The organism is Aeromonas sp. 9A, from assembly GCF_963900955.1.
Classification (GTDB): Bacteria; Pseudomonadota; Gammaproteobacteria; order Enterobacterales; family Aeromonadaceae; genus Aeromonas; species Aeromonas salmonicida.
The window spans coordinates 1,622,660-1,644,462 of the sequence record NZ_CAWRFG010000001.1 but is presented as its reverse complement, the minus strand read 5'-3'; the positions used below and the strand labels follow the sequence as shown (position 1 = coordinate 1,644,462).

The following is a 21,803-nucleotide window of genomic DNA, read 5'->3' as shown; positions in this document are numbered from 1 at the left end:
TCCTGGCCCCCTCGTCGTCTGTCTGCCCCGTCACATCCTCCTGCGTCCCGGCTCGCCCTCCCTCCCCGACTGGGATAAGATGCCGCCTTCATTGCCTTTAAGGAAAAACTGATGAAATTCATTCTGATCGCGTTGCTGATTGCCGGTGTCGCCTACTACTTCTACTCCAGCAGCAACAACAAAAAACAAGCGGTGGAAAATGTGCGCAAGGGCGCCGAGTTCCTCGCCAGCAACAAAGACAAACCTCTGGTGACCACCACGGCCTCCGGTCTGCAATACGAGGTGCTGACCCCGGGCACAGGCACGGTTCACCCCACAGCCACCAGCAAGGTGAAGGTACACTACGAGGGCAAGCTGCTGGACGGCACCGTCTTCGACAGCTCGGTCGCCCGCGGCGAGCCCATCGAATTTGGCCTCAATCAGGTGATTGCTGGCTGGACCGAAGGGGTACAGCTGATGGTGGAAGGTGAGAAGACCCGCTTCTACATCCCCGCCAATCTGGCTTATGGCGACCGTGCCGCTGGCAAAATACCGCCGGGATCCGTGCTGATCTTTGACGTTGAGCTGCTGGGTATCCAATAAGCAGGCTTATGCCAATCGCGCCGCTGGCAAGATCCCACTGAGCGCCCGTGCTGATCTTTGACGTTGAGCTGCTGGACATCCAGTAAGTCCGTCCCTCGACAGCTTCCTATGCCAAGGCCAGCGCACTGCGCTGGCCTTGTTGTTTCTGCTTGTCTGCGGCCCAGCCCTGTCACACCAATCACAGTTACTATCAACCAATGGTGAACAGTGCTTATACATATCGCTGGATTGTTAACCTTACTTCCTGAGCTGATAATGACCCCATCGTCAGTGGCCCGACGCCCTGACCCCGGTTTCGGGTACGCAATGCGTACCGACACAGCTTATATGGAGTCTTGTCATGTCTATCGCCCCCGTCTGGTTTATCTCTCACGGCGCTCCGGATCTGGTTCTGCGCGACCAACCGGCCACCCACTTCCTGAAAACATTGCGCCTTGGCGATATCAAGGGACTGGTGGTGATCTCGGCACACTGGTTCAGCCGCACCGACCTGCAGATCAACGTCGAGCCCAATCCGGCGCTCATGTATGACTTCTACGGTTTTCCGGAGCCGCTCTACCATATTCGCTGGCCGGCAACGAGTCCGCTGTGGTTGCAAGAGGCGGTGGGCGATCAGCTGATGCTGGCGGGCTTGCTGGCTACACAGGTGCGCCGCGAGCTGGATCACGGCGTCTGGTCGCCGCTCTCCCTGATGGATCCGGCAAGCGAGATCCCCCTGGTGCAGATCTCCATCCCGGCCAGTTTCAGCCCGGCCCAGCTCTGGCAACTGGGGGAAGCGCTGCAAAGCCTGCGCGAACAGGGGATAGGCATACTGGCCTCCGGCGCCATTACCCACAACCTGCGGGCCCTCGGGCCGGACAACTCACCGGTGCCGGGCTGGGCCAGCGCCTTCGTCAACTGGCTGGAGCAGATCATGAGCGAGGGTGACAGGCCCGCGCTGGAAGAGTACAGAACGCGCGCCCCGGGAGCGGTGGAAGCACACCCCCATGACGATCACCTGCGCCCGCTGTTTGTGGCCCTGGGGGCCGCCGGCCAGGACAAGCCCCACAAGCTGCACGACAGCTGGGATGGCGGCAGCCTCTATATGGGCTCTTACCGGTTTGCATGACCGGATGCAGGCCGCTTCTCAGCAACCTCTGCTCTGAGCGGAAGGTGGCGATTGGTATTAAGCTATGTTGAAACCCATTTGATACCATCTTCTAACCAGACACGGGCACCACTCTCCGCGCCCTTGTCTCTAAATGCTGGATATTAAGTTTTACTTCCAATGAGTTAACGTTACTCTGGCTGACAAGGCCGAGCGCACATGTCTGGTGCGTTCCAGTGAAGCAAGGAGGCTTCCACGTGAGCAATCACCACCCCTTTTTTATCTTGAACAGGAGTGCGATCCTGATCTTATGCCTCGGCCTTCTGCTCTCCCTGCTTGGCGCAATTCTCCTCCAATACAACAATGACAAGCAGGCTCAGGTGGCCATCGCCGCCACCACGGAAGACATCGCTGACACCATAAAGACCCGGATAGAGCTTTATCAATATGGGCTGAGGGGGGTACGTGGTGCGATTTTAACCGCTGGCGAACATGACTTCAGTCATCAGGACTTCGTTCGCTATAGCCTGACCCGAGACGTGGACAAAGAATTTCCCGGCGCTCGCGGCTTCGGGTTTATCAGACGGGTCAGCAATGCCGACCTCGATAACTTCATCAACTACGTCCAGAAGGATGGGCGGCCAGGTTTCACCATTCAACAGCTGTCGGCCTATCACGGTGAGCATTTCATCATCCAATACATAGAGCCGGAATCCCGTAATAAGGCGGCAATCGGACTGGACATTGCCTCCGAAACGTCACGTCGCGAGGCCGCACTCTCTGCCATTCGCAGTGGTGAAGTCAGACTGACCGCCCCTATTACCTTGATTCAAGCCACGGGCAAACCACTGCAGTCCTTTCTGATCATGATGCCTATCTATCGCACCGTGATCACACCCGCCACCAGCAGTGAGCGGGAAAAAGCAGGGTTTGGCTGGAGTTACGCCCCTCTACTGACAGAGGATGTGCTGGGCGCCTTGCATCTGGAAAGCGACACCTTTCACATCAGCCTCAGTGATATCACTGCAACGCAACAGGCAAAGCCCTTCTACACCAGCGCCCTCACCCATGAGTCCAACAATCCTCATCATATCGTCATGACACACACCACCGAGCGGAACATTTATGGCCGCCTCTGGCTGATTTCCCTCAATGCTCACCCCCTCTATCTGACCCGACTCCAGCAGACCTCACCGTTAATCATATTGTTCACCGGCGGCATCATCACCCTGCTGACCATGCTGGTCTTCCGCATGCGTGCTATTGGTCAGCAACAGCGCCTCAGGGTCATTGAAAACCAGGCCAAGTTGGCAGCCATTGTTGCCAGCGCCAGCGATGGCATCATCGCCAAGACACTGAATGGCATCTTGGTGAGCTGGAACAAGGGGGCAGAAGATCTGTTTGGTTACTCGGCCGAAGAGGTCCTAGAGCACAGCAGTGCTGAACTGTTCGGTACCAGTGATGATGACGCCAACGAGAAAGCCCTACTGGCAAGCATTAGGCAGGGGCAAAAGATCCCCAGCTTCCACACCCGCCGTCAGCACAAAGACGGACACATGCTGGAGCTGTCCATCTCCATCTCCCCCATTTATGACAACCGGGGCAAGATAGTCGGTATCTCAGAAACCATCAGGGACATCACGGCGCAGAAGAAGGCAGAGGAGCAAATACTGGTGCTCAATGCCAATCTGGAGAATCAGGTCGCGGAGCGTACGGCAGAACTGAGCAAGATCAATGTGTTATTGAGCAATGTGCTGCGTTCAGCCTCTGCCATCTCCATCATAGCGACCGACCTTGAGGGCACTATCACACTATTCAATGAAGGGGCAGAAAGACTCCTTGGCTACCGTGCCGACGAGGTCGTCGGTACGCAGACACCGGGCATTTTTCACGTTCGTGATGAGGTGATGGCACGCGGTACCGAACTGAGCAGTGAGTATGGCCAGCAAATCGGCGGCTTCCAGGTGTTCATCTATAAACCTGAGCGGGATGGGGCCGAGAGCCGGGAGTGGACCTATGTGCGCAAGAATGGCACACGTTTCCCCGTAACCCTGGTGATCACGGCCATCCGCGATGCACAGGGCGAAAGCCGTGGCTATCTGGGCATAGGGCTGGATATAACCCAGAGCAAGGCGGCCGAGAAAAAGCTGGCAGAGAGCCTCGAAATCACTAGAGCCATCCTGGATACGGCGGTCAACCCCATCATGACCATAGATCAAGAGGGCATCATTCAGTCCCTCAACCCAGCCGGACAGAGCACCTTCGGCTATCAGTCACAAGAAGCCCAGGGCAAGCGGATTGAAGACTTATTGAAAGCAACGGATAACGTCGAGACAGATGTCCCATTTTTTCATTCATTCACTCAGCTCAATCTGGCCAGCATCATGAGCAAGGAGTTTATTGGTCTGCGGCATGATGGTTCCGAGTTCCCCCTGCAAATGTCAATTGGGATGATGCAAGCCGCGGGTTCCACCATGTTCGTCTGCATCATCACCGACATGACCCAGCAGTTGGCACAACGCAAGGAGATCCTGTCGACCCGTGATCAGTTGCAAATGGCCGCGGAGGTGGCCGAACTGGGGATCTGGTCCTGGGATCTTGAGACCAACGCCCTGATCTGGAGCGACCGCATGTTCGAGATCTATGACCTGCCGTTGGCACTCAGAAATGAGGGGCTCGATTATCAGCACTGGGCGAGCCGGGTACATCCGGACGATGTGGCGGCCACTACCGACAGCCTGCAACGGGCCGTGGCCGGGACCGGGGTTTATGACCCCGTGTTCAGGGTAACATTATCCAGTGGTGAACAGCGTGTGATACAAGCTGGCGCAAAGGTGGAGAGAGACAGCACAGGCAAGGCCCTTCGCGCCATAGGTTTCAACCGAGACATTACGGCCCAGACCGAGCTGGAGTCACGCCTGCTCTATGCCAAGGAGCAGGCCGATGCGGCCAGTCAGACCAAGTCTTCTTTCCTGGCCAACATGAGTCATGAGATACGCACTCCGCTCAATGCCGTGCTGGGTATGTTGCAACTGATCCAATACACAGACCTGACCTCTCGCCAACTTGATTATGTGGTCAAGGCACACTCGGCAGCCAAATCCCTGCTGGGCCTACTTAACGACATTCTCGACTACTCGAAGATCGAGGCCAGCAAGTTGCAGCTCGATTTGCATGCCTTTGACATCGAAAGCCTGATGCGTGATCTGGCCATAGTGTTGGATGGCAACCAAAGTCAGAAGCAGATCGACGTCATGTTTGATATCGACCCCCGCCTGCCCAATCACCTCATTGGTGACAGCATGCGGTTGCAACAGGTCCTGACCAACCTGGCGGGCAATGCCCTCAAGTTCACCCTCAAGGGGCATGTGATCATCAAAGTAGCGCTGCTGGCCCATCATGAGCAGGCTGTGACCCTGCGCATGTCTGTGACCGACAGTGGCATCGGGATCAGCCCCCACCAGCTGGAACGCATCTTTGAAAGCTTCACCCAGGCCGAGACCTCTACCAGCCGCCGTTTTGGCGGATCCGGGCTGGGGCTGGTTATCTGCAAGCGCCTCATCACCCTGATGGGGGGGGGAGCTGCGGGTCGAAAGCGAGCCGGGGCGTGGCAGTCACTTCTGGTTTGACATCACACTGGCACAGGCCGAATCCCAGTCAATCAAAGAGGCCTGCCACGGTCTGGACCCCTCGTTGAAGATCCTGGTTGCCGATGACAGTGAGATGGCAACAGAGCTGCTGCAACGCACTCTGTCGTTATTGGGGTGGCAGGCAGAGTGCGTTCACTCCGGTGAAGATGCGATACGGCGGGTCAGCGAGGCTCACGATCAGGGACATCCCTTTGACATTGTCCTGATGGATTGGCGCATGCCGGACATGGATGGACTGAGCGCCGCCGCACGGATCCAACAGCAGGCAGCGTTACATCCTGCGCCCAAGATCATCATGATCACCGCCTATGGCCACGAGATACTTACCGAGTCTCACCAGTCAGGTGTTACCCCCTTCACCAGCCTGCTGACCAAACCGGTGACGCCAAAACAGCTGGCAGACACCATTTATCAGGCGATCCATGGGCGCGACACCACCCCAAGCGGGCCAATGCAGCATACCCGGCGGCTGAGCGGCCTTCACTTGCTGGTGGTGGAAGACAATATTCTCAATCGCCAGGTTGCCTTCGAGCTGCTTGGCTGCGAGGGTGCCCGGGTACAACTTGCCGAGTGTGGGCGGGATGGCGTGACCATGGTATTGCAGCAAAACCCTGCTTTTGACGCCGTGCTGATCGATATGCAAATGCCGGATATCGACGGACTGGAAGCGACACGTCAGATCCGTGCCCATCCACAGTTTGCCAATCTGCCCATCATCGCCATGACCGCCAATGTATCGGAAACGGATCGCCAACTCTGCCTGGCCGCCGGCATGAATGAGCACGTGGGTAAACCCATCGCCCTGGAACCGCTGGTCTCGACCTTGCTGGTACAAACCGGCAGGGTAGCGACCGCCACACAGGCCCCGACCTTGGTAGAAACACCCGATACGGGTGAGGCCCTGTTAGAGGCCGAGTCCATCATACGCCAGCGCTTTGATGACGATATCGAACTGCTACACCGGATCCTGAGCCTGTTCGGTCCGGACCTGGCGGAACAGCTGGTCGCCTTGAACCAGGCCATTACGACCGGACAAGTCAAAGAGGTTTGCGCCACACTGCATGCCATCAAGGGCAGCGCCAGTACCATGGGGGCCAGCAGACTGGCTGCCCAGGCCAGAGAACAGGAGCAAACCCTGCTGCACGCAGACGAGCAGCAGGCCAGGCAAATCTTGAACGACGAAAGCTGGTTCATTCAGTTGCAAGAGACCGCCTGGCTCAGCACTGAACGGCTGAACCGGACCTTCACCTCCCCGCTGCTGCGCCCCCTCCAGACACAGGCTGATGCCCTGCCACTCGCCGAGTGGCAGGCAGCCATGCAGGAGATCATGAGCTTGCTGGAGAGTGGCAATCTGGAGGCTGTCGAGTTGGCTGACGCGCTCGGGCGCAAGACGCCACCGCATCTGGGCACCACATTCAGTCAATTCGCCACCCTGATCGACAATCTGGACTTCACCGCTGCCCTCACCCTAGGGCACACACTGTTGAATCTTCAGCCACGGAGCCCGCACTGATGCCCTGGAACCTGCCCATCACCCGCCGCCCCAAGTTGCTGATTGTTGATGATCAGGCGATCAACATACGGTTACTGCACCAACTCTTTCGCGAGGAGTGCGACGTCTTCATGGCAACCAGTGGGGAACAGGCCATCGCGCTTTGTCACAACCTGATGCCAGACCTCATACTGCTGGATGTCATCATGGCAGGTCTGAGCGGTCACGAAGTCTGCCTGCGACTCAAGGAGGATCCCGATACCCAGAGCATTCCCATTATTTTCATCACGGCCCAGCAGGAAGAGACCGATGAGGAGTATGGTCTGGCACTCGGTGCAGTTGATTTCATCAGCAAGCCCATCAGCCCCAACATTGTCAGGGCCAGAGTCAAGGCCCACCTGACCCTGAAAATGCAGGGGGACTTGCTACGCAATCTCGCCATGCTGGACGGCCTCACCGGCATACCAAACCGGCGCCAGTTCGATGATGGTCTAGCGCTGCAGTGGCGCCAGGGTTGTCGTGACCGCACGCCACTCTCCCTCATCATGCTCGATGTCGATTATTTCAAACGCTACAACGACCACTATGGCCATCAGGCCGGAGATCAATGTCTGCAAGCCATCGCATCAGTACTGGCCGAACGGGTGGGCAGGCCACACGACCTGGTGGCTCGCTACGGCGGCGAGGAGCTTGCATGCATACTGCCCAACACCCCCTTGGCCAGTGCAGTCCATATCGCCGAAAGCATGTGCGTCGCCGTGCGCGAGCTGGCCATCGAGCACCTCGCCTCGGACGTAGCCAAGGTGGTCACCATCTCCCTGGGCGTCGTCACCCGCATACCCACTCTGGCAAGTTCGCCACAGCAGTTGCTTGAGGCCGCAGATCGCCAGCTCTACCAAGCCAAGGAGGCGGGACGCGCCAGAGTCGTCGTCGACAACAGCAGTGAATAGGCTGATCTCGTTGAGCAGGGGCCGGGTCTGTTTGGCAGTGCTGGAATCGGGCCTGGCTAACGTGCTGTAATAGCCGCTTGTTTTCAGCAGGCGCACGCACTTCATGCAACTCAAACCCCTTCTCAAGGGGCGCTTCCAGCCCCACTGGCAAGCCGGCCACGATCTCATCGAACAGGTGGTCAGCTCCTGCATCATGGAGCGGCGCCTTATTTCCGAGGGGGAGCCCCTGATGCGCCAGGGGGAGCCGTTGCGGGATCTGGTGCTGGTGCCAAACGGCCGCATTGCCATGGGCCACACCGCCATGAACGGCCGCCGCTTTCAGCTCGGCACCCTGGAGTGCGACAACCAGCTGTTTGGCGAGATGGAGTTCTTCACCGGCTATCGCTGCCAGCTCGACATCATGGCCGAGGAGCCGCTTCAGGTGGCTCGCATCGACGGCGAACGGCTGGAGCAGGCGCTGGTCGCCCACCCCAAGGTGGCGCTCTTCTTTGCCACGGCCATTGCCATCGACTATCAGGACACAGTGGATATCTTCACCTGCCGCATGCTCTACCCCATCAGCTACAACATCGCTCTCGATCTCTACCACAGCCACTGTCATGACAATCCGGTGAGCGGTTTCAGCAAGGGGTATCAGGAGGCGGAGCGTTTCGGCACCACTGACCGCGTCTACCGACGGGCAGTGAAGGAGCTGATGGACAAGGGATTGGTGGCACGCGGCGAGGAAGGATTGCAGATCCGAGATCTGGCGGGGCTCAAGGGGTTTCTGGAACAGCCTTAAGTATCCAGCTCAACGCAAACAAATAAAGAGGGGCGGTCGATACCGCCCCTCTTGCTATTCAATCCCTACATCAGGTCAGACAAGGCTGGGGCCGGGCGATGCGCAGCGAGGCCACCAGCATGGCAAGGATCAGGCCGTAGATCAGCGGGATGGCGTACATCACCGCCTGCAAGCCGATCACCTGCTCCAGCAGGGCGCTGATGGCCGGGCTGAACATGGCCCCGGCGCTGCCGCTGATGAGGATGTAGGAGACGTTCTTGCTCGATGCCTGGCGCACAAACGACACTCCGTAGGCAATAAAGGCGTTGTAGAGCGCGGCGCAGACAAAGCCGTAACCATAGGTGAGGTAAGGCAGCTGGCTCAGGTTGTCGGTGGTAACGATCAAGGTCGTCATCCCCATCGCCAGGGTGATGATCACCAAGAGGAAGGTGCGGATCGGAATACGGGTCACGATGGCGGTCGAGACCAGGGCGCCGAGCAGGGCCGCCGTCCAGTACTGGGTAATGATGTTGCCCGCCTCCTCGAAGGGGATGCCGAACTTGTTCTTCACGAACATGGGCGCCCAGGTGAGGAAGGTGTAAAGCGCCAGCATGCCGAGAAAGAGCCCCAGCCCGCCGCTGATGATGCCAAGGTTCCATTCCGAGTGCTCGTTACCGGCGCTCTCGCCGCCCGCCTCGCAGGCCCTGAAGTTCGTCAGCACAGCCACCAGCATGGTGGCCAGCGCCACCACTCCCACCGCCAGATAGCTCCAGCTCCACGCCATGGAGTGAGTGAGGGTGTAGGTAGTGATAAGCGGAAAGACCACCCCGGCCACGTTGAAGGTGGCATCCTGCACCACCAGCATGGTGCTCTGCATCCGCTCCTTCCAGACGCTCACCACCAGGGTGCCCGCAATGCAGAGCCCCACCCCGCCACACAGGCCAATCACAGTCATGGCCGCCATCACCATATAGAGGGAACCAGTCAGATGGAGCGACGCCGCTGCCAGCGCGATCAGGCCGTAGCAGAGCAACGTCATCCGCTTGAGGCCCACCTTCTCGATGAGGAAGAAGGCGGCAATGGTGCCCGCCAACGCCCCGCCGTTGAGCAGGGAGAAGATGGAGGCCACCTGATTGACGTCGGCGCCAAACTTGGCGGCGATGGGTTCGATCAGCATGCCGAACTGGGTCGCAAAACCGGCCATCACAAAGTTGGCCAGGAAGCTGATGGCAGTGAGGGAGAGCTTATTGTTCATATTGGATCTCTCATAGGGGTCAGGGTGCGGGCAGGACTGGCTGAGCGGCAGCGCTTACAGCGCGGTATGCAGCGCCAGCTCGATCATCTGGTTGAAGGAGAGCTGCCGCTCCTCGGCAGTAGTCTCTTCACCGGTCAGGCAGTGGTCGGAGACGGTCAGGATGGCGAGCGCCTCGATCCCCTGCTGATGGGCCAGCCCGTAGAGACCGGCCACCTCCATGTCGATGCCGAGCACGCCGAACTTCTCCAGCGCCGGAATGAGGTTTTCGTCCGGATCGTAATAGAGGTCACCAGTGAAGATATTGCCCACCTTGACCGGAATGGCCTTCTCCTGCGCCAGGGTAAACGCCTTGTGCAGCAGGGCGAAGTCGGCCGAAGTCGCCATCTGGTAACCGGCGCTGCGTTTGGCATTGGTGGGGGAATCGGTGCCCGCCGCCTGCGCCAGAATGACGTCGCGCATCTGCACGTGGCGCTGAGTCGCTCCCAGGCTGCCGATGCGGATGATGCGCTTGACCCCGAAGTCATTCACCAGCTCGTGGGCGTAGAGCACCATGGAGGGGATCCCCATGCCGTGGCCCATCACAGAGATGCGCTGGCCGTTGTAGTAGCCGGTGTAGCCCAGCATGTTGCGCACATTGGTCACCTCGCGCGCATCGGTCAGAAAGGTCTCGGCGATATAGCGGGCCCGCAGCGGATCCCCCGGCATGATGACGGTCTCGGCGAAATCGCCCGGGTTGGCATTGATATGAGCGGTCATTGTTGTTGTGCTCCAGTTTGACTCGTTTTTTTGTTTTGATGTGGCCATCCTAGCCCCCGCCTCGCCTTCCCTTGCAGGACAAAAGTCCTGTTGCCCCGATCGAGATCCCAGTTCCGGCAACTTGTTCTCTGCGGTGTTGCGTGCCGCATGCTTTTCGACGTTGCTTGCTACGGCTTGCCCGCCACAGTCATCCGCCATTCCTGACGCGCCGGGCAACCGGCATCAAAAAGCGGGAGGGCGACTGCACTCCCGCTCGATAGACCCGGCTACTGGCGCAACGGGTCAATGACATTGTTGGTTCTGCCGGTTAACGCTTTCACTGCGCCAACAAACGCTGGCCTAGCTCAGGTCATGCAGCGCCTTGCCAAGAGGCGGCGTGAGGCGCAAGTCAGAGAAGCGCACCGCCAGCCCCTGCCGCTCGGGGGTGCAGCACATCACCCCGACAAAGCAACGCTCGCTTGGCGGGAAAGGGGCGAGGCGCAGCAGCGGCCACACCTTGCCATCGGTGGAGTATTGCAGACGCAGGCAATCGGCCAGCCGGGTCAGCCGCAGCCAGAAGCGGCGCGGATTGCCGGTGAAAATGCCGGTGGCCCAGTCAGAGCGCGGATTGGTGAGCACGCTGCCGATCATCGGCTGGGCATCGTTGTACTCGATCCCCGCTTTGAGCCAGTGCTCGTCGTCTTGCAGCAGCATCAATCCCGCCTGATCGTAGAGGGTGGTGAACTCCCCCTCGACGCAGACCTGAAAAGTAAACTCCCCCGCCACCTCACAGCCATAGAGGTGCCCGCTGTGGCGCTCGAAGCCATACCAGGTGCTGCGCCAAAAATCGGTCTGCTGGTCTGTCACCACCTGCAAGCCGTCGCTTGTCTGGTGCCACTCGGCCGGTTCATTGAGCCAGCGCCACGCCGTCCCTTCCATCATCCTGCTCTGCTCCTTTTTATCCCGCGTACTCCCGCACAAATGCGGCTCACCAACGCCTTGTCCGGTAACGACAGGTCATGGCGGCGCCTCTGTGGTGCCCACAAAAGGAGTCAATAGTGTCGCTATTGCCGCCCCGATACAAGCCTCGTGCCCCGCTCCATCAGTGCGCCCCAAAAAGCACGGGGGCCTGATGGCCCCCGCTAGCATGCACTGTCGACCTGTCGGCTTATGCCGATTTGACGCACTTCTGGACAAAGCTGTTCTTGGCCGCGCCCGCCAGCTTCTTGTCAGCGGCCGCCTTCTCGCACTTGGCCGCCGGATCCACCGCCGCGCCCGTTTTCACGCACTTCTGGATAAAGCTGTTCTTGGCCGCACCGGCCAGCTTTTTGTCGGCGGCCGCCTTCTCGCACTCACCAGTCTTGGCACCGGTGGCATCTTTCACGCACTTGCCGACAAAGCTGGTCTTGGCGGCGCCCGCCAGTTTTTTGGCCGCGGCCTGCGCCTCGCACTGCAACTGGGCGGAGTTGTTGGCAAAAACCGGGTTGGTCAGCAGCACGCTGCCGCAGAGCAGGCCGAACAGGATGGCAATACGCTTCATATGACGTTCCTTATTGTGATGTGTTTGCAACTGCTGATTGTTGCCGCAGATCCCCCGCCTCGCCAGCTTGGGACACGGAGCACAGGGCAGCCATCGCCCGCACTATAGCGCCGATTGCCAGAGTGAGATTGCCCCCTCCCAGCCTTCTCCAACGGCAAGCACGCCACCCTATTCCCCCCCACGCCCACCAACACCAATAGAATCAAGGGCCATGGGAATCCTGTGCTCTGCCTCTGCGATTTCTTGAGCTGGCGCATAAAACGCAGATATTCCTGATAGTTACGTCACTTTTTGACTGGTTTGCGTATGAGGCTTGAGGATATGCTGGTCATTCGGCGCCTACAGCACCATCCGGTGCCCCGCACGCTGGTCGATAGAGCGCATTGGAAGCTGTAATCCAGGGGCGGTAGCGTGGATTTTGAACCGTGATTGATGCAATTCGTAGGTTGGTGCTGAGCGCAGCGCAACATAGAGTTGCCAGTACATTTCCTATATAGATAATCTCCTCTAAAGAACATGGAGGCTCATTTTTATCTTTTTAATTATAAAAAGAGGTTCTTATGAATTTAGTTTCATCGTTACATATAGAGGGTCTGTGGGGACATTTATCTTTCCAGAGCAATTTTGATGAAAAAATAAACTACATTATAGGTACAAATGGTACAGGGAAAACAACTATTATTAACCTGATCGCTGCAGCTTTAACTGCAGATCATCAAAAGTTAGATAAAATAGACTTTTCAAAAATAGAAATAACATTAAAAAGCACGAATAGTTTAAGAAAACCAAAAATAATTGTAATAAAAGAGCGTGTATCTTTATCCCCATTAGGAATTGTCGACAATGTCAATATAAATAAGTTTTATAAAAGAGTTGTAAATGTAAAGGATTATACTGATGACATTAAATATCATCTTGAGAACTTTGTTAAAGTTTCTTGGTTATCAGTACATCGTTATGACATAGCTGATAAAGATAGATTGAATGAGATAGAACTTAGGCAAAATTTCACATCATCTATCGATAGAAAGCTCTTTACACTAAATAATGAATTAGTGAGATTTTTTTCACTCTTATCACAAAAATTTACGGAGCACACCTTAGAGTTTCAAAAGAAAAGCTTTCTTGCAATGCTACATCAAGAAGGCGTTGAGTCAATATTCACTTTTTCAAGAGAACTTGACATCGTTAAAGAAAAGAAAACTCTCAATGAAATTTTTGATATTTTAGGTGTAGAAAAGCGACTTTCTGATGTAAAACTAAAATCACATTTTGATAAACTCAGCAAGATTCAAGATAGAAAAAAGTTTCTGGCGTATCCGTTAATGATTTTGCAACTCTTTATAATGCATGGAGAATTCATTCCTTAGTAACGGAATATGAAGAATTACAAGAGAAGAAAAAAGAAATATTTAAACAAAGAGATACTTTCATAACAATAATAAATAAAATGTTTGCAGGTAGGAAGACCATTAGCCTCTCAGATAAAAATGAACTAAAAGTAACAGCTAAAAATGGCAGACATATCCCACTTTATGATCTTTCCTCGGGAGAAAAGCAACTTTTAATAATATTATCGGAAGCTTTGGTTCAAAATCTAGATAGCGTAATATACATAGCAGACGAGCCAAAAATATCACTTCACATTATGTGGCAAGAATATTTAACGGATACAATTTTAGAGCTAAATCCTAATGCACAAATAATTTTTGCAACTCACTCTCCTGATGTAGTCGGCTCTTATCAAAATAAAATAATAAATATGGAAGATATTTTCTAATGGCTATAGGACGAACATTTGCTAGAACACCTAATGGAATAAAAAATTACAATGCGTTTCATAACGTAGACTTTATAATCTATACCGAGGGTAGGTGTCACTCTGGAACTGCACAGGAAGATACTAAAGCATACGATACAAAATATTATCTTTCTCTAGCTCAGACATTTACAAAACATAAAAAAATAAAAAAATAAAAGTAATGTTAGTTGGGAATAAACTCAATGCTCTTGATTATCACAAGAGGATTATTGACAACAAAATTCAAAATTGCATTGTTTTTATTGACAAGGATTATGATGGTCTTTTTTGCTCCATTATCAATCAGCCGAAATTACTTATGACTTATGGATATAGTTGGGAAAATGATTTTTGGACCAAAAGACTTTGTAGAGACATTGTTTACAATTTATCGATGAAAGATATATCCATCGTGGATTTATATAATACAAGAGCATCAAGATGCATTGGAAGACTTGATAAAATTTCGAGAATTCAAGCGTCAGGACAATTATTCAGCATTAATATGCTGCCTAATTCCGGCTCCAAAAGCAAAGGCATTGGAATTAATGGCGAGAAAAAATGGCCCATATCGAAAAATGAGTTTCGTAGAGTAAAAGTTGACTCAAGAAAGAAACTGCATGGGCACATATCCAAACACTACGTGGCTTTTCTGAAATCAATACTGGACTATAAAAAAACTTCCTTCTACTCAACAATTCAAGGACATCTCTTTGAGCATGCTATATTGCTTATAATTGGTGATTGCTATAAGGTTTTTTCTGAAAAAAAGACCGCAGATCAGTCAATTATAAAAAACCTAGCTTTTTCCATCTTTGGGGAAGATGTTAAATACTATTTAACAAAAAAAGCTTTAGATCATTACTCTCAGGAGTTCATGAGAATATAAACGAACTTTAAAACAAGCAATTACTTTAAAGCAAGAAATCTGGGACACCCACCTTTCTGAGCCAGCCACTGCTCGGCTGGCTATCTCTGCAATCATGAATACTGACCCCAGGAAAACAGTAACAATCGGGCAAGCGAGCAGCTTTACCTGACAGATCGCTTATGCAAACGTTGCAATACCTGACACCGGAACATATGCCAAAAACAGGGATAAAACAGGGTCTAATAGATTAGTACGGTGGCTGGTGACATCGTTGTTGACCACAGTGGCGAAAACTGGGACACCCACTTTTTGTTAAATTAATATAAAACAGAATGACCGAGGTACAATAACATGAAAAAAATCATTCCAATAGTTTTCCTTTTAACTCCACTTTCATCCCATGCAGACTGGCATCTTGCTTATAAAACAGACGTTCAAGGAAATATTATCCATGGGAATTTATGCACACTCTTAACTTATGTAAAGAATGGTTATGATGTAAAGGTCGTGGTTGATGGAGAAAACCTACAAACAAATACATCATGGCATCTATCCATAACCCCGACTACTGTAGCATATAAAGAAAATTATGTTTACATAAGAGCAGTCTCTATGACATCTGAATACTACAACAAAGATGGTGTAATTGATTTCATACCAACCAATAATATCAATGATTTATACCGCGCAGAAAGTATGGTCGATAACTTGGGGCGTTTAATAACCATCACATATAGTTTAAATGGTGACCGTTTGACACATAAAAAGACTATTGCCCAAGTTGCAACAAAATGGTTTGTTGATACCGCATCACCGATATTGGCTAACTCCACATGTCAATAAGATATGTGTAAAAGAAATTAGGAGAAGAAATTAGGACACCCACCTTTCTGAGCCAGCCACTGCTCGGCTGGCTATCTCTGCAATCATGAATACTGACCCCAAGAAAACAGTAAAAATTGGGCAATCGAGCGGTTTTTACCTGACCAACCGTTTGTGCAAACGTGGCAATGCCTGACACCGGAACATATGCCAAAAACGGGGAGAAGACAGGGTCTAACGGATTAGTACGGTGGCTGATGACATCGTTGTTGACCACTGTGGTGGGCGAACTGCCGGCAATTCGCCTGGTCTCCCACAACTCTGATCCCTTGTCGCCTAAACAGCGTCACCTGTTTCAGCCATCGGGAAAATCTAGGACACCCACCTTTCTGAGGCAGCCACTGCTCGGCTGGCTATCTCTGCAATCATGAATACTCCCCCCAAGAAAACAGTAAAAATTGGGCAACGAGCGGTTTTTATCTGACAAACAGCTTGTACAAACATGGCAATGCCTGACAGCGGAACATATGCCAAAAATGGGAAGAAAACAGGGTCTAATCGATTAGTACGGTGGCTGATGACATCGTTGTTGACCACAGTGGCGGGCGAACTGCCGACAATGCGCCTTGTCTCCCACAACTCTGATCCCTTGCCGCCTAAACAGTGCCACCTGTTTCAGCCATCGGGCACCATCAAGGCCCAACCGCGCCAAGATTGGGGCCAGGTGGGCCGGAATATAACCCCGCTTGTCGGTCCGAATTGCACGGCCTGTCCAGTCAACCAGCATCAGATAGTCAGAAAAGGCATAGGGCAGGCAGTCAGGTTCGCACTTACCGGCAAACGGCAGCAATAGTGGTGACAAAACATCGGTGCCGGGATCTTTCTCGAGACGCTGTTTGATACTGGTGTAATCACTCTGCTCGGGCCGGTCGGCCAATCCAGCCCGTATCGGGTTGAGGTCCACATACGCCATGCAGGCCAGAAGGGCTGACTCGGTGAGCAGGGCCTGACTTTTGAAGCGCCCTTCCCAGAAATGGCCCTTGCAGCCATCTTCTCGATTGGCCTGCCGTGCCAGGGTTTCATTGAGCAGCCGCACAAACCAGCTGATGGAATGAAGCCGCTCCCGCCATTTCTCTATCAGTTGCTGCACCACCATAAGTTCGGGCTCAATCAAGGATTCCCCTTGATACCAGCGCCGTACCATCAACGGCCACTGGAACAGCGCTACCCAGCGCTCGGCCACTTCCCGTTCGCTCCAACTGGAGGCGGTATCTTGCTCCACCTTGAGCACCAGGTGATAGTGGTTGCTCATCACCGCATAAGCACAGACGCTGATGGCGAATAGCCGCGACAGTTGACCCAACTTGTCGACTACCCACTGGCGCCTGTGCTCGTAACTCTGACCGGAATGGGCATCTTCCCCGCACAGAAAAGCCCGCCGCACACAGCGGCTGACCACATGGTAGTAAGGCGTATCCTGCAGACTGATTTGACGTGAACGGGCAATAGTCATGGCTCCTCCCGCTGACAGTGACCTCTCATCTCAAGCCAAGTACAGCAGTGCGCCGCTGTCAAAAAGGTGGGTGTCCCAATTTGAAAGTCGCAAAGCGCCCCCGCCTCCCGGGTGGGTTGCCTTGACGCTGCTTTATGCTTGCCATATGGAAACCACCCTAAGTATGATTCCAAACGGCACCACTTTGGAGGCATGCTGTTTTCTCGAGACCCAGGCTGCCGTTTTGCATCATCACCCACCTATTCAATAAACAGTGAGTCCTTATGAACGTTCGCTACTGCGCCCTGCTGGTGTGCTGTCTGCCGCTAGTGACCAATGCCGAAGTTACTGCTCCCTATCAACTTGAAGCAGACAAGGTGGTCTTCAAACCCTATGGCAACCTGCCAGGCAAACCCCTTGCAGATGCGTTGCCGACAGACTTTGATGTCACATATCGCAATGATGATTTCAGCATCGCCCTCTCACAAGGTCGTTATTTCTGTAACGACCAGCGATTGCCCGCAAGCTTTGATATCAACACAGCCAAGGCGCTTGGCAGCTTCCTGCTGAGCGGGCAACAGGCCTATGCCTATTGCGAGCAAATCAAGGTGCCGGTCAATACAGCCGCGTTTGCATTGCTCGACCACCCTTTCGCGAGTGACGGGCGCCATGTATTTCTCGTCACCGGCGAAGTACTCGAGGGGGCAGATCCCAAACACCTGAAGACGGCCCATGGTCAGGCCGCCGACCAGCGTCACTACTACTATGTGGCCGAACAGACCAAAGTCATCCCCCATAAGGGCAAAGTCGCGCTGTACGATACCTGTCAAGGCTGGGCCAAGATCGATGACACTCTCTATTTCAAGGGCGAGGCTCAACAAGCAGTGGATGCCGCCAGCTTCCACTGCCTGAACTTCTCGTCGGCCGTGACCAAGGATGGATTTTACAGTGGCAACAAGCTACTGGGCCCCCTGCCAAAAGGGGTCGACAGCGACCTAATCAAACCTCTGCAGGAGAACTTCGTCACCGATGGCACACGCGTTTGGTATGTGAACATCAAGCCGACCGAACTGGAAGGGGTCAATCTGGCCGCAGCCAAGGTGGAATACGACCAGCTCAGCGATGGTGTGCATAACTGGGATTGCAGTATTCACGACGATCTGGGCAACCCCAGCTGTGAAAAAACGGCCGTAGAGTAGACCTGTCGGCGCTCACCACTAACAGACAGTCAGAAAACCTAGGTACAACAAACCGGTGACCACAAGGTTTCTAGCCTCCCGGTTCTGACGCAGCGCGGCCTGTTCGCGCAATAAAAATCCCCCGCGCTCGGGGGATTTTTTGTTTCCCGTTTATCCTGTTTGACGAGTCACTATCTGCATCGGCGAGCAGGGATGGGCTTCTCACCATCAACGGTTATTCAGCGCTTCCACTTTCGCGATCATGATGGCCATCAGGCTAGAGATGAGCATCAGCACCATGGCTATGGGCAGCGAGAAGAGGAAGTAATAAACACGCCCACTTGCCACCAGAACAGAGTCTGCAGTCACCATAAAAGGCAGCGGTAGCAGCATGAGCAAGGCGAAGTAGAAGATGATTCTGGCGATCACCAAAGGGGTTTTGAGGGACTGAGTCATTATTTTTCGGTACGGCCACATGATGGTTTGCTCCCTGATTCGTTATTATCCGGCCATCGGCCACCAACCCTGAGCAGGGTCCCGGCCTTGTTCGTCCATGATGGCTTCATGCAGCACCCTGATTAACAGCCACCGACCGGCTGGTCAAGGGACTCCCCATCAGCGGTTTTTTCCCATGATTTTTATTCTTCTGAGCGCAGCCACTATGGCGGAGAGAACCTGCAACAAACCGGCGCCGCACCACAGCAACGTCTAACAAGTGTTTCTATATCAGCAGCTTATTGATTTCCTGCCATTCGGGGCTTGTACCAGCCCTCACTCTGCGATAGCCCCTGATGAGCGCTCAGGCAGAAGACGCGGGTTCCACCGCTGCCAGCAGCGCAGTGCCGTAGGAGTTGTCTATGGTACAGCGCCACTGCCCATCGACCTCTTTGCGAAACACATAGGTGGCGCGGCGGGTTTCCTCACTTAGGCCCCCCTGACCATCCGGGTAATTGAGCCGGGTCTCCATGATCACCAAGGCATTGTCGGCCCCCTCGATCACCTCCATGGCGCCCTGCTCCACCTTGAGCTGCCCCTGAAAGTAATCCGAGATCGCAGTGAAGGCACGGCGGATGGCGGGGATGCCACGCACCACCATGCCGGGTTTGACAACTAGGGCGGCATCTTCGGCGTAGAAGGCCATCAGGGCGTCGAAATCGCGCCGGGAGATGGCGGCGTCGCAGGTCTCGATGAGAGTTCGAAGGGGATGCTGACTCATCTTCACTCCTTATGGGGCGGCTTGCCCGCCTTGTCATGGATAAAAAGCAACGGATAGAAAAATCCCCCGAAGTCGGGGGATTGGCAATCAACTTAACCGAGCAGGAAGGCCTTGAGACGGCCAAAGTCGGCGGGCAAGTTGTGGGACAGCAGCGGCAGTTCGGCGTGCTTGGCGAGCGGGCCGGGCAGCGGCACATCAAGACCCAGGATCTCGTCCACCGACTCCTTGAACTTGGCGGGATGGGCAGTGCACAGGAACACCCCTACTTCGTCCTCGGCCAGCTGTTCTCCCAGCAGATCCCAGGCAATGGCGCCGTGGGGCTCGCACAGGTAATCCAGCTGATGCAGGCGTTTGAGGGCATCGCGGGTCTGAGCGTCGTCACGCATGCCGGAGCCCAAGGTTTCCAGCGCCCAGCCTTCGCGGCGGCACAGCTCTTCTACTCGTGGCCAGTTGTTGGGGCGACTGACATCCATGGCGTTCGACAGAGTCGCCACTGTCTGGTGCGGCTCCCACTGACCGGTTTTCAGGTAGCGCGGCACGGTATCGTTGGCGTTGGTGGCGGCGATAAAGCGCTTCACCGGCAGCCCCAGCGCCTTGGCGATCAGCCCCGCGGTGAGGTTGCCAAAATTGCCGGACGGCACGCTGATCACCGCCTTGGCGCGATCGGCTTTGGGCAACTGGGCCAGCGCCTCGAAGTAGTAGCAGACCTGCGCCAGCAGACGGCTGATATTGATGGAGTTGGCAGAATTGAGGCCAATCGCCTTTTTCAGCGCTTCGTCGTCGAAGGCATCTTTTACCAGCGCCTGACAGGCATCGAAGTCGCCGTCGATGGCGATGGTGCGGATGTTGCCGCCGAGAGTGCAGAAGAGCTTTTCCTGCAGGGGGCTGATCTTGCCCTTGGGATAGAGGATCACCACTTCAATCCCCTCCAGCCCGTAGAAGGCGTGGGCCACGGCGGCGCCGGTGTCGCCGGAGGTGGCGGTCAATATGGTGATCTTGTCATTTGTTCTGAACGCAGCCAGGCACTGGGCCATAAAGCGACCGCCAAAATCCTTGAATGCCAGAGTCGGGCCGTGGAACAGCTCAAGGGCATAAGTGCCATCTTTGAGTTTCACCAGCGGCGCCGGGAAGGTGAAGGCGGCGTTAATCAGCTCGCTTGCCTTGGCCGCGGGCACTTCGTCCCCCAGCAGGTGGCTGATGATGCGGGCAGAGCGTTCGGCCAGCGGCAAGTCCAGCAGGGCATCCACATCGGCCAGCGGCGCAATCACTTCGGGGAAGAAGAGCCCTTGATCGCGACCCAGCCCCTGACGCACCGCCTGCGCGAAGCTCACCTGTTCACTCTTGTCCTTGATATTGTAAAGATTCATAGCTCGCTTCCTGTTACCCGTGCCCCGGCCATGTCCAGTTTGCAGACCCGGGCAAATCCATCTTCGTTCTGCACAAAATGTGCGTCCATCCAATCCTTCATGCGCTCGGCCTGGGCCAGATCCTTCATCACCACGAAGACACTGGGGCCCGAGCCGGAGATGCCGGTGGCCAGCGCCCCGTTCTGGGCCGCTTGAGCCCGCACCTCGTTAAAGCCTTCAATGAGCGCCGCGCGGTAGGGTTCGGCAATCACGTCTTTTAGTACGCTCGCGGCCAACCCTTCTTGCCTGGTGTAGCTGGCGTGGACAAAGGCAGCCAGCCGACGACCGTAGGTGAGGCAATCCTGACGGCGATATTGCGCAGGCAGAATGGCGCGGGCAGCGGCGGTCGACACCACTGTGCCCGGATAGCAGACCACCCAGTACCACTGCTCGAACACCGGAATGCCCTGACTGATGACGCCGTGCTCTTCCAGCACCAATTGCATGCCGCCGAGATAGCAGGGAGCCACGTTGTCGTAGTGGACGGAGCCGGAGATGCGCCCTTCCATCTCCCCCATCAGCAGCAGCAAGTCGTGCTCATTGAGCGGCGCGCCGTGGAAGGCGTTGAGCCCTTCGAGTGCCGCCACCACGCTGCAGGCGCTGGAACCCAGACCCGAGCCCACCGGCAGGTTCTTCTCCAGCACCATTTCGAGCGGCTGCATGGTCAGGCCACGCTTCTCCAGCGCCTCGCCATAGGCCACCCAGCAGTCGTAGAGAATGTTCTTTTTCGGATCGTCGGGCAGCTTGTGGGCGTAGCGGCCCACGGATGAGAGGGCAAAAGGCACGTCAGCCGCTTTTACCTGCACCCGATCACCGAGCAGAGAGCCATCCACGGGGGCGAGCGCCGCCCCCAGTACATCGAATCCCACGCTCAGGTTGGCGCTGGAGGCGGGGGCGTAGGCAACCACACTTCTGTCATTACCCATGGCGCCTTCCGCCATATAGGGGTTCATCTCTGAACTCATG

General features: G+C 54.9%; 18 protein-coding genes and 1 pseudogene. 10 read left to right on the top strand and 9 right to left on the bottom strand.

Annotated features, from left to right (window positions below; all coding sequences use genetic code 11):
• Window positions 1-111 precede the first annotated feature (111 nt).
• The 5 genes and pseudogenes from AACX78_RS07905 (at window position 112) to AACX78_RS07880 (ending at window position 8,542) form a co-directional block, all read left to right on the top strand.
• Window positions 112-582 carry an FKBP-type peptidyl-prolyl cis-trans isomerase gene (locus tag AACX78_RS07905; protein WP_021138077.1) on the top strand — a complete coding sequence of 157 codons (471 nt, stop codon included), beginning with the start codon at window positions 112-114 and terminating at the stop codon, window positions 580-582.
• 340 nt (window positions 583-922) lie between these two features.
• Window positions 923-1,690, top strand: a complete 768-nt coding sequence (locus AACX78_RS07900) for a DODA-type extradiol aromatic ring-opening family dioxygenase (protein WP_159165859.1) — start codon at window positions 923-925, stop codon at window positions 1,688-1,690.
• A 236-nt stretch (window positions 1,691-1,926) separates the two neighbouring features.
• Window positions 1,927-6,832: pseudogene (locus tag AACX78_RS07895) on the top strand (PAS domain S-box protein).
• Window positions 6,829-7,761, top strand: coding sequence for a diguanylate cyclase (locus AACX78_RS07885; RefSeq protein ID WP_159167482.1), 933 nt, complete (start codon window positions 6,829-6,831; stop codon window positions 7,759-7,761). Before AACX78_RS07895 ends, AACX78_RS07885 begins: the two are co-directional and overlap by 4 nt.
• A 103-nt stretch (window positions 7,762-7,864) precedes the next feature.
• Window positions 7,865-8,542, top strand: a complete 678-nt coding sequence (locus tag AACX78_RS07880; protein ID WP_159165858.1) for a Crp/Fnr family transcriptional regulator — start codon at window positions 7,865-7,867, stop codon at window positions 8,540-8,542.
• Between the two features lie 70 nt (window positions 8,543-8,612).
• On the opposite strand, the gene tsgA is transcribed toward AACX78_RS07880, so the two are convergent.
• The 4 genes from tsgA to AACX78_RS07860 form a co-directional block, all read right to left on the bottom strand.
• The gene (tsgA, locus tag AACX78_RS07875; protein ID WP_159165857.1) at window positions 8,613-9,776 is read right to left on the bottom strand and encodes an MFS transporter TsgA; all 1,164 of its coding nucleotides are present in this window, start codon (window positions 9,774-9,776) and stop codon (window positions 8,613-8,615) included.
• Between the two features lie 54 nt (window positions 9,777-9,830).
• Window positions 9,831-10,532: a purine-nucleoside phosphorylase gene (gene deoD, locus AACX78_RS07870; protein WP_098968851.1), complete on the bottom strand. Its 702-nt coding sequence runs from the start codon at window positions 10,530-10,532 to the stop codon at window positions 9,831-9,833.
• Between the two features lie 339 nt (window positions 10,533-10,871).
• Window positions 10,872-11,453, bottom strand: coding sequence for a DUF1349 domain-containing protein (locus AACX78_RS07865; RefSeq protein ID WP_159165856.1), 582 nt, complete (start codon window positions 11,451-11,453; stop codon window positions 10,872-10,874).
• A gap of 226 nt (window positions 11,454-11,679) precedes the next feature.
• The gene (locus tag AACX78_RS07860) at window positions 11,680-12,051 is read right to left on the bottom strand and encodes a hypothetical protein (RefSeq protein WP_201302814.1); all 372 of its coding nucleotides are present in this window, start codon (window positions 12,049-12,051) and stop codon (window positions 11,680-11,682) included.
• 560 nt (window positions 12,052-12,611) lie between these two features.
• On the opposite strand from AACX78_RS07860, the gene AACX78_RS07855 reads away from it, so the two are divergent.
• The 4 genes from AACX78_RS07855 (at window position 12,612) to AACX78_RS07840 (ending at window position 15,566) form a co-directional block, all read left to right on the top strand.
• The gene (locus AACX78_RS07855) at window positions 12,612-13,421 is read left to right on the top strand and encodes an ATP-binding protein (RefSeq protein ID WP_159165854.1); all 810 of its coding nucleotides are present in this window, start codon (window positions 12,612-12,614) and stop codon (window positions 13,419-13,421) included.
• Window positions 13,409-13,831 carry an AAA family ATPase gene (locus AACX78_RS07850; RefSeq protein ID WP_201302932.1) on the top strand — a complete coding sequence of 141 codons (423 nt, stop codon included), beginning with the start codon at window positions 13,409-13,411 and terminating at the stop codon, window positions 13,829-13,831. Before AACX78_RS07855 ends, AACX78_RS07850 begins: the two co-directional genes overlap by 13 nt.
• A 202-nt stretch (window positions 13,832-14,033) precedes the next feature.
• Window positions 14,034-14,741, top strand: coding sequence for a DUF4435 domain-containing protein (locus tag AACX78_RS07845; RefSeq protein WP_159165853.1), 708 nt, complete (start codon window positions 14,034-14,036; stop codon window positions 14,739-14,741).
• Between the two features lie 333 nt (window positions 14,742-15,074).
• Window positions 15,075-15,566 (top strand): hypothetical protein, encoded by a 492-nt coding sequence (locus tag AACX78_RS07840; protein ID WP_159165852.1) that lies wholly within the window; start codon window positions 15,075-15,077, stop codon window positions 15,564-15,566.
• A gap of 541 nt (window positions 15,567-16,107) precedes the next feature.
• Here AACX78_RS07840 and AACX78_RS07835 read toward each other — a convergent pair.
• The gene (locus AACX78_RS07835; RefSeq protein WP_159165851.1) at window positions 16,108-17,058 is read right to left on the bottom strand and encodes a transposase; all 951 of its coding nucleotides are present in this window, start codon (window positions 17,056-17,058) and stop codon (window positions 16,108-16,110) included.
• A gap of 263 nt (window positions 17,059-17,321) precedes the next feature.
• On the opposite strand from AACX78_RS07835, the gene AACX78_RS07830 reads away from it, so the two are divergent.
• A complete protein-coding gene (locus tag AACX78_RS07830; protein ID WP_159165850.1) occupies window positions 17,322-18,236 on the top strand; it encodes a DKNYY domain-containing protein in 915 nt (304 codons plus the stop codon).
• Between the two features lie 207 nt (window positions 18,237-18,443).
• Here the strand turns inward: AACX78_RS07830 and AACX78_RS07825 are convergent, their stop codons facing one another.
• From AACX78_RS07825 to thrB, 4 genes are all read right to left on the bottom strand, one after another.
• On the bottom strand, window positions 18,444-18,671 hold the full coding sequence (locus AACX78_RS07825; protein ID WP_236556298.1) for a hypothetical protein: 228 nt from the start codon (window positions 18,669-18,671) through the stop codon (window positions 18,444-18,446).
• Window positions 18,672-19,014: 343 nt separating this feature from the next.
• The gene (locus AACX78_RS07820) at window positions 19,015-19,431 is read right to left on the bottom strand and encodes a YybH family protein (protein WP_159165849.1); all 417 of its coding nucleotides are present in this window, start codon (window positions 19,429-19,431) and stop codon (window positions 19,015-19,017) included.
• Between the two features lie 92 nt (window positions 19,432-19,523).
• On the bottom strand, window positions 19,524-20,798 hold the full coding sequence (thrC, locus tag AACX78_RS07815) for a threonine synthase (RefSeq protein ID WP_159165848.1): 1,275 nt from the start codon (window positions 20,796-20,798) through the stop codon (window positions 19,524-19,526).
• Window positions 20,795-21,802: a homoserine kinase gene (gene thrB, locus AACX78_RS07810; RefSeq protein ID WP_201302813.1), complete on the bottom strand. Its 1,008-nt coding sequence runs from the start codon at window positions 21,800-21,802 to the stop codon at window positions 20,795-20,797. Before thrB ends, thrC begins: the two co-directional genes overlap by 4 nt.
• Window position 21,803: the final 1 nt, after the last annotated feature.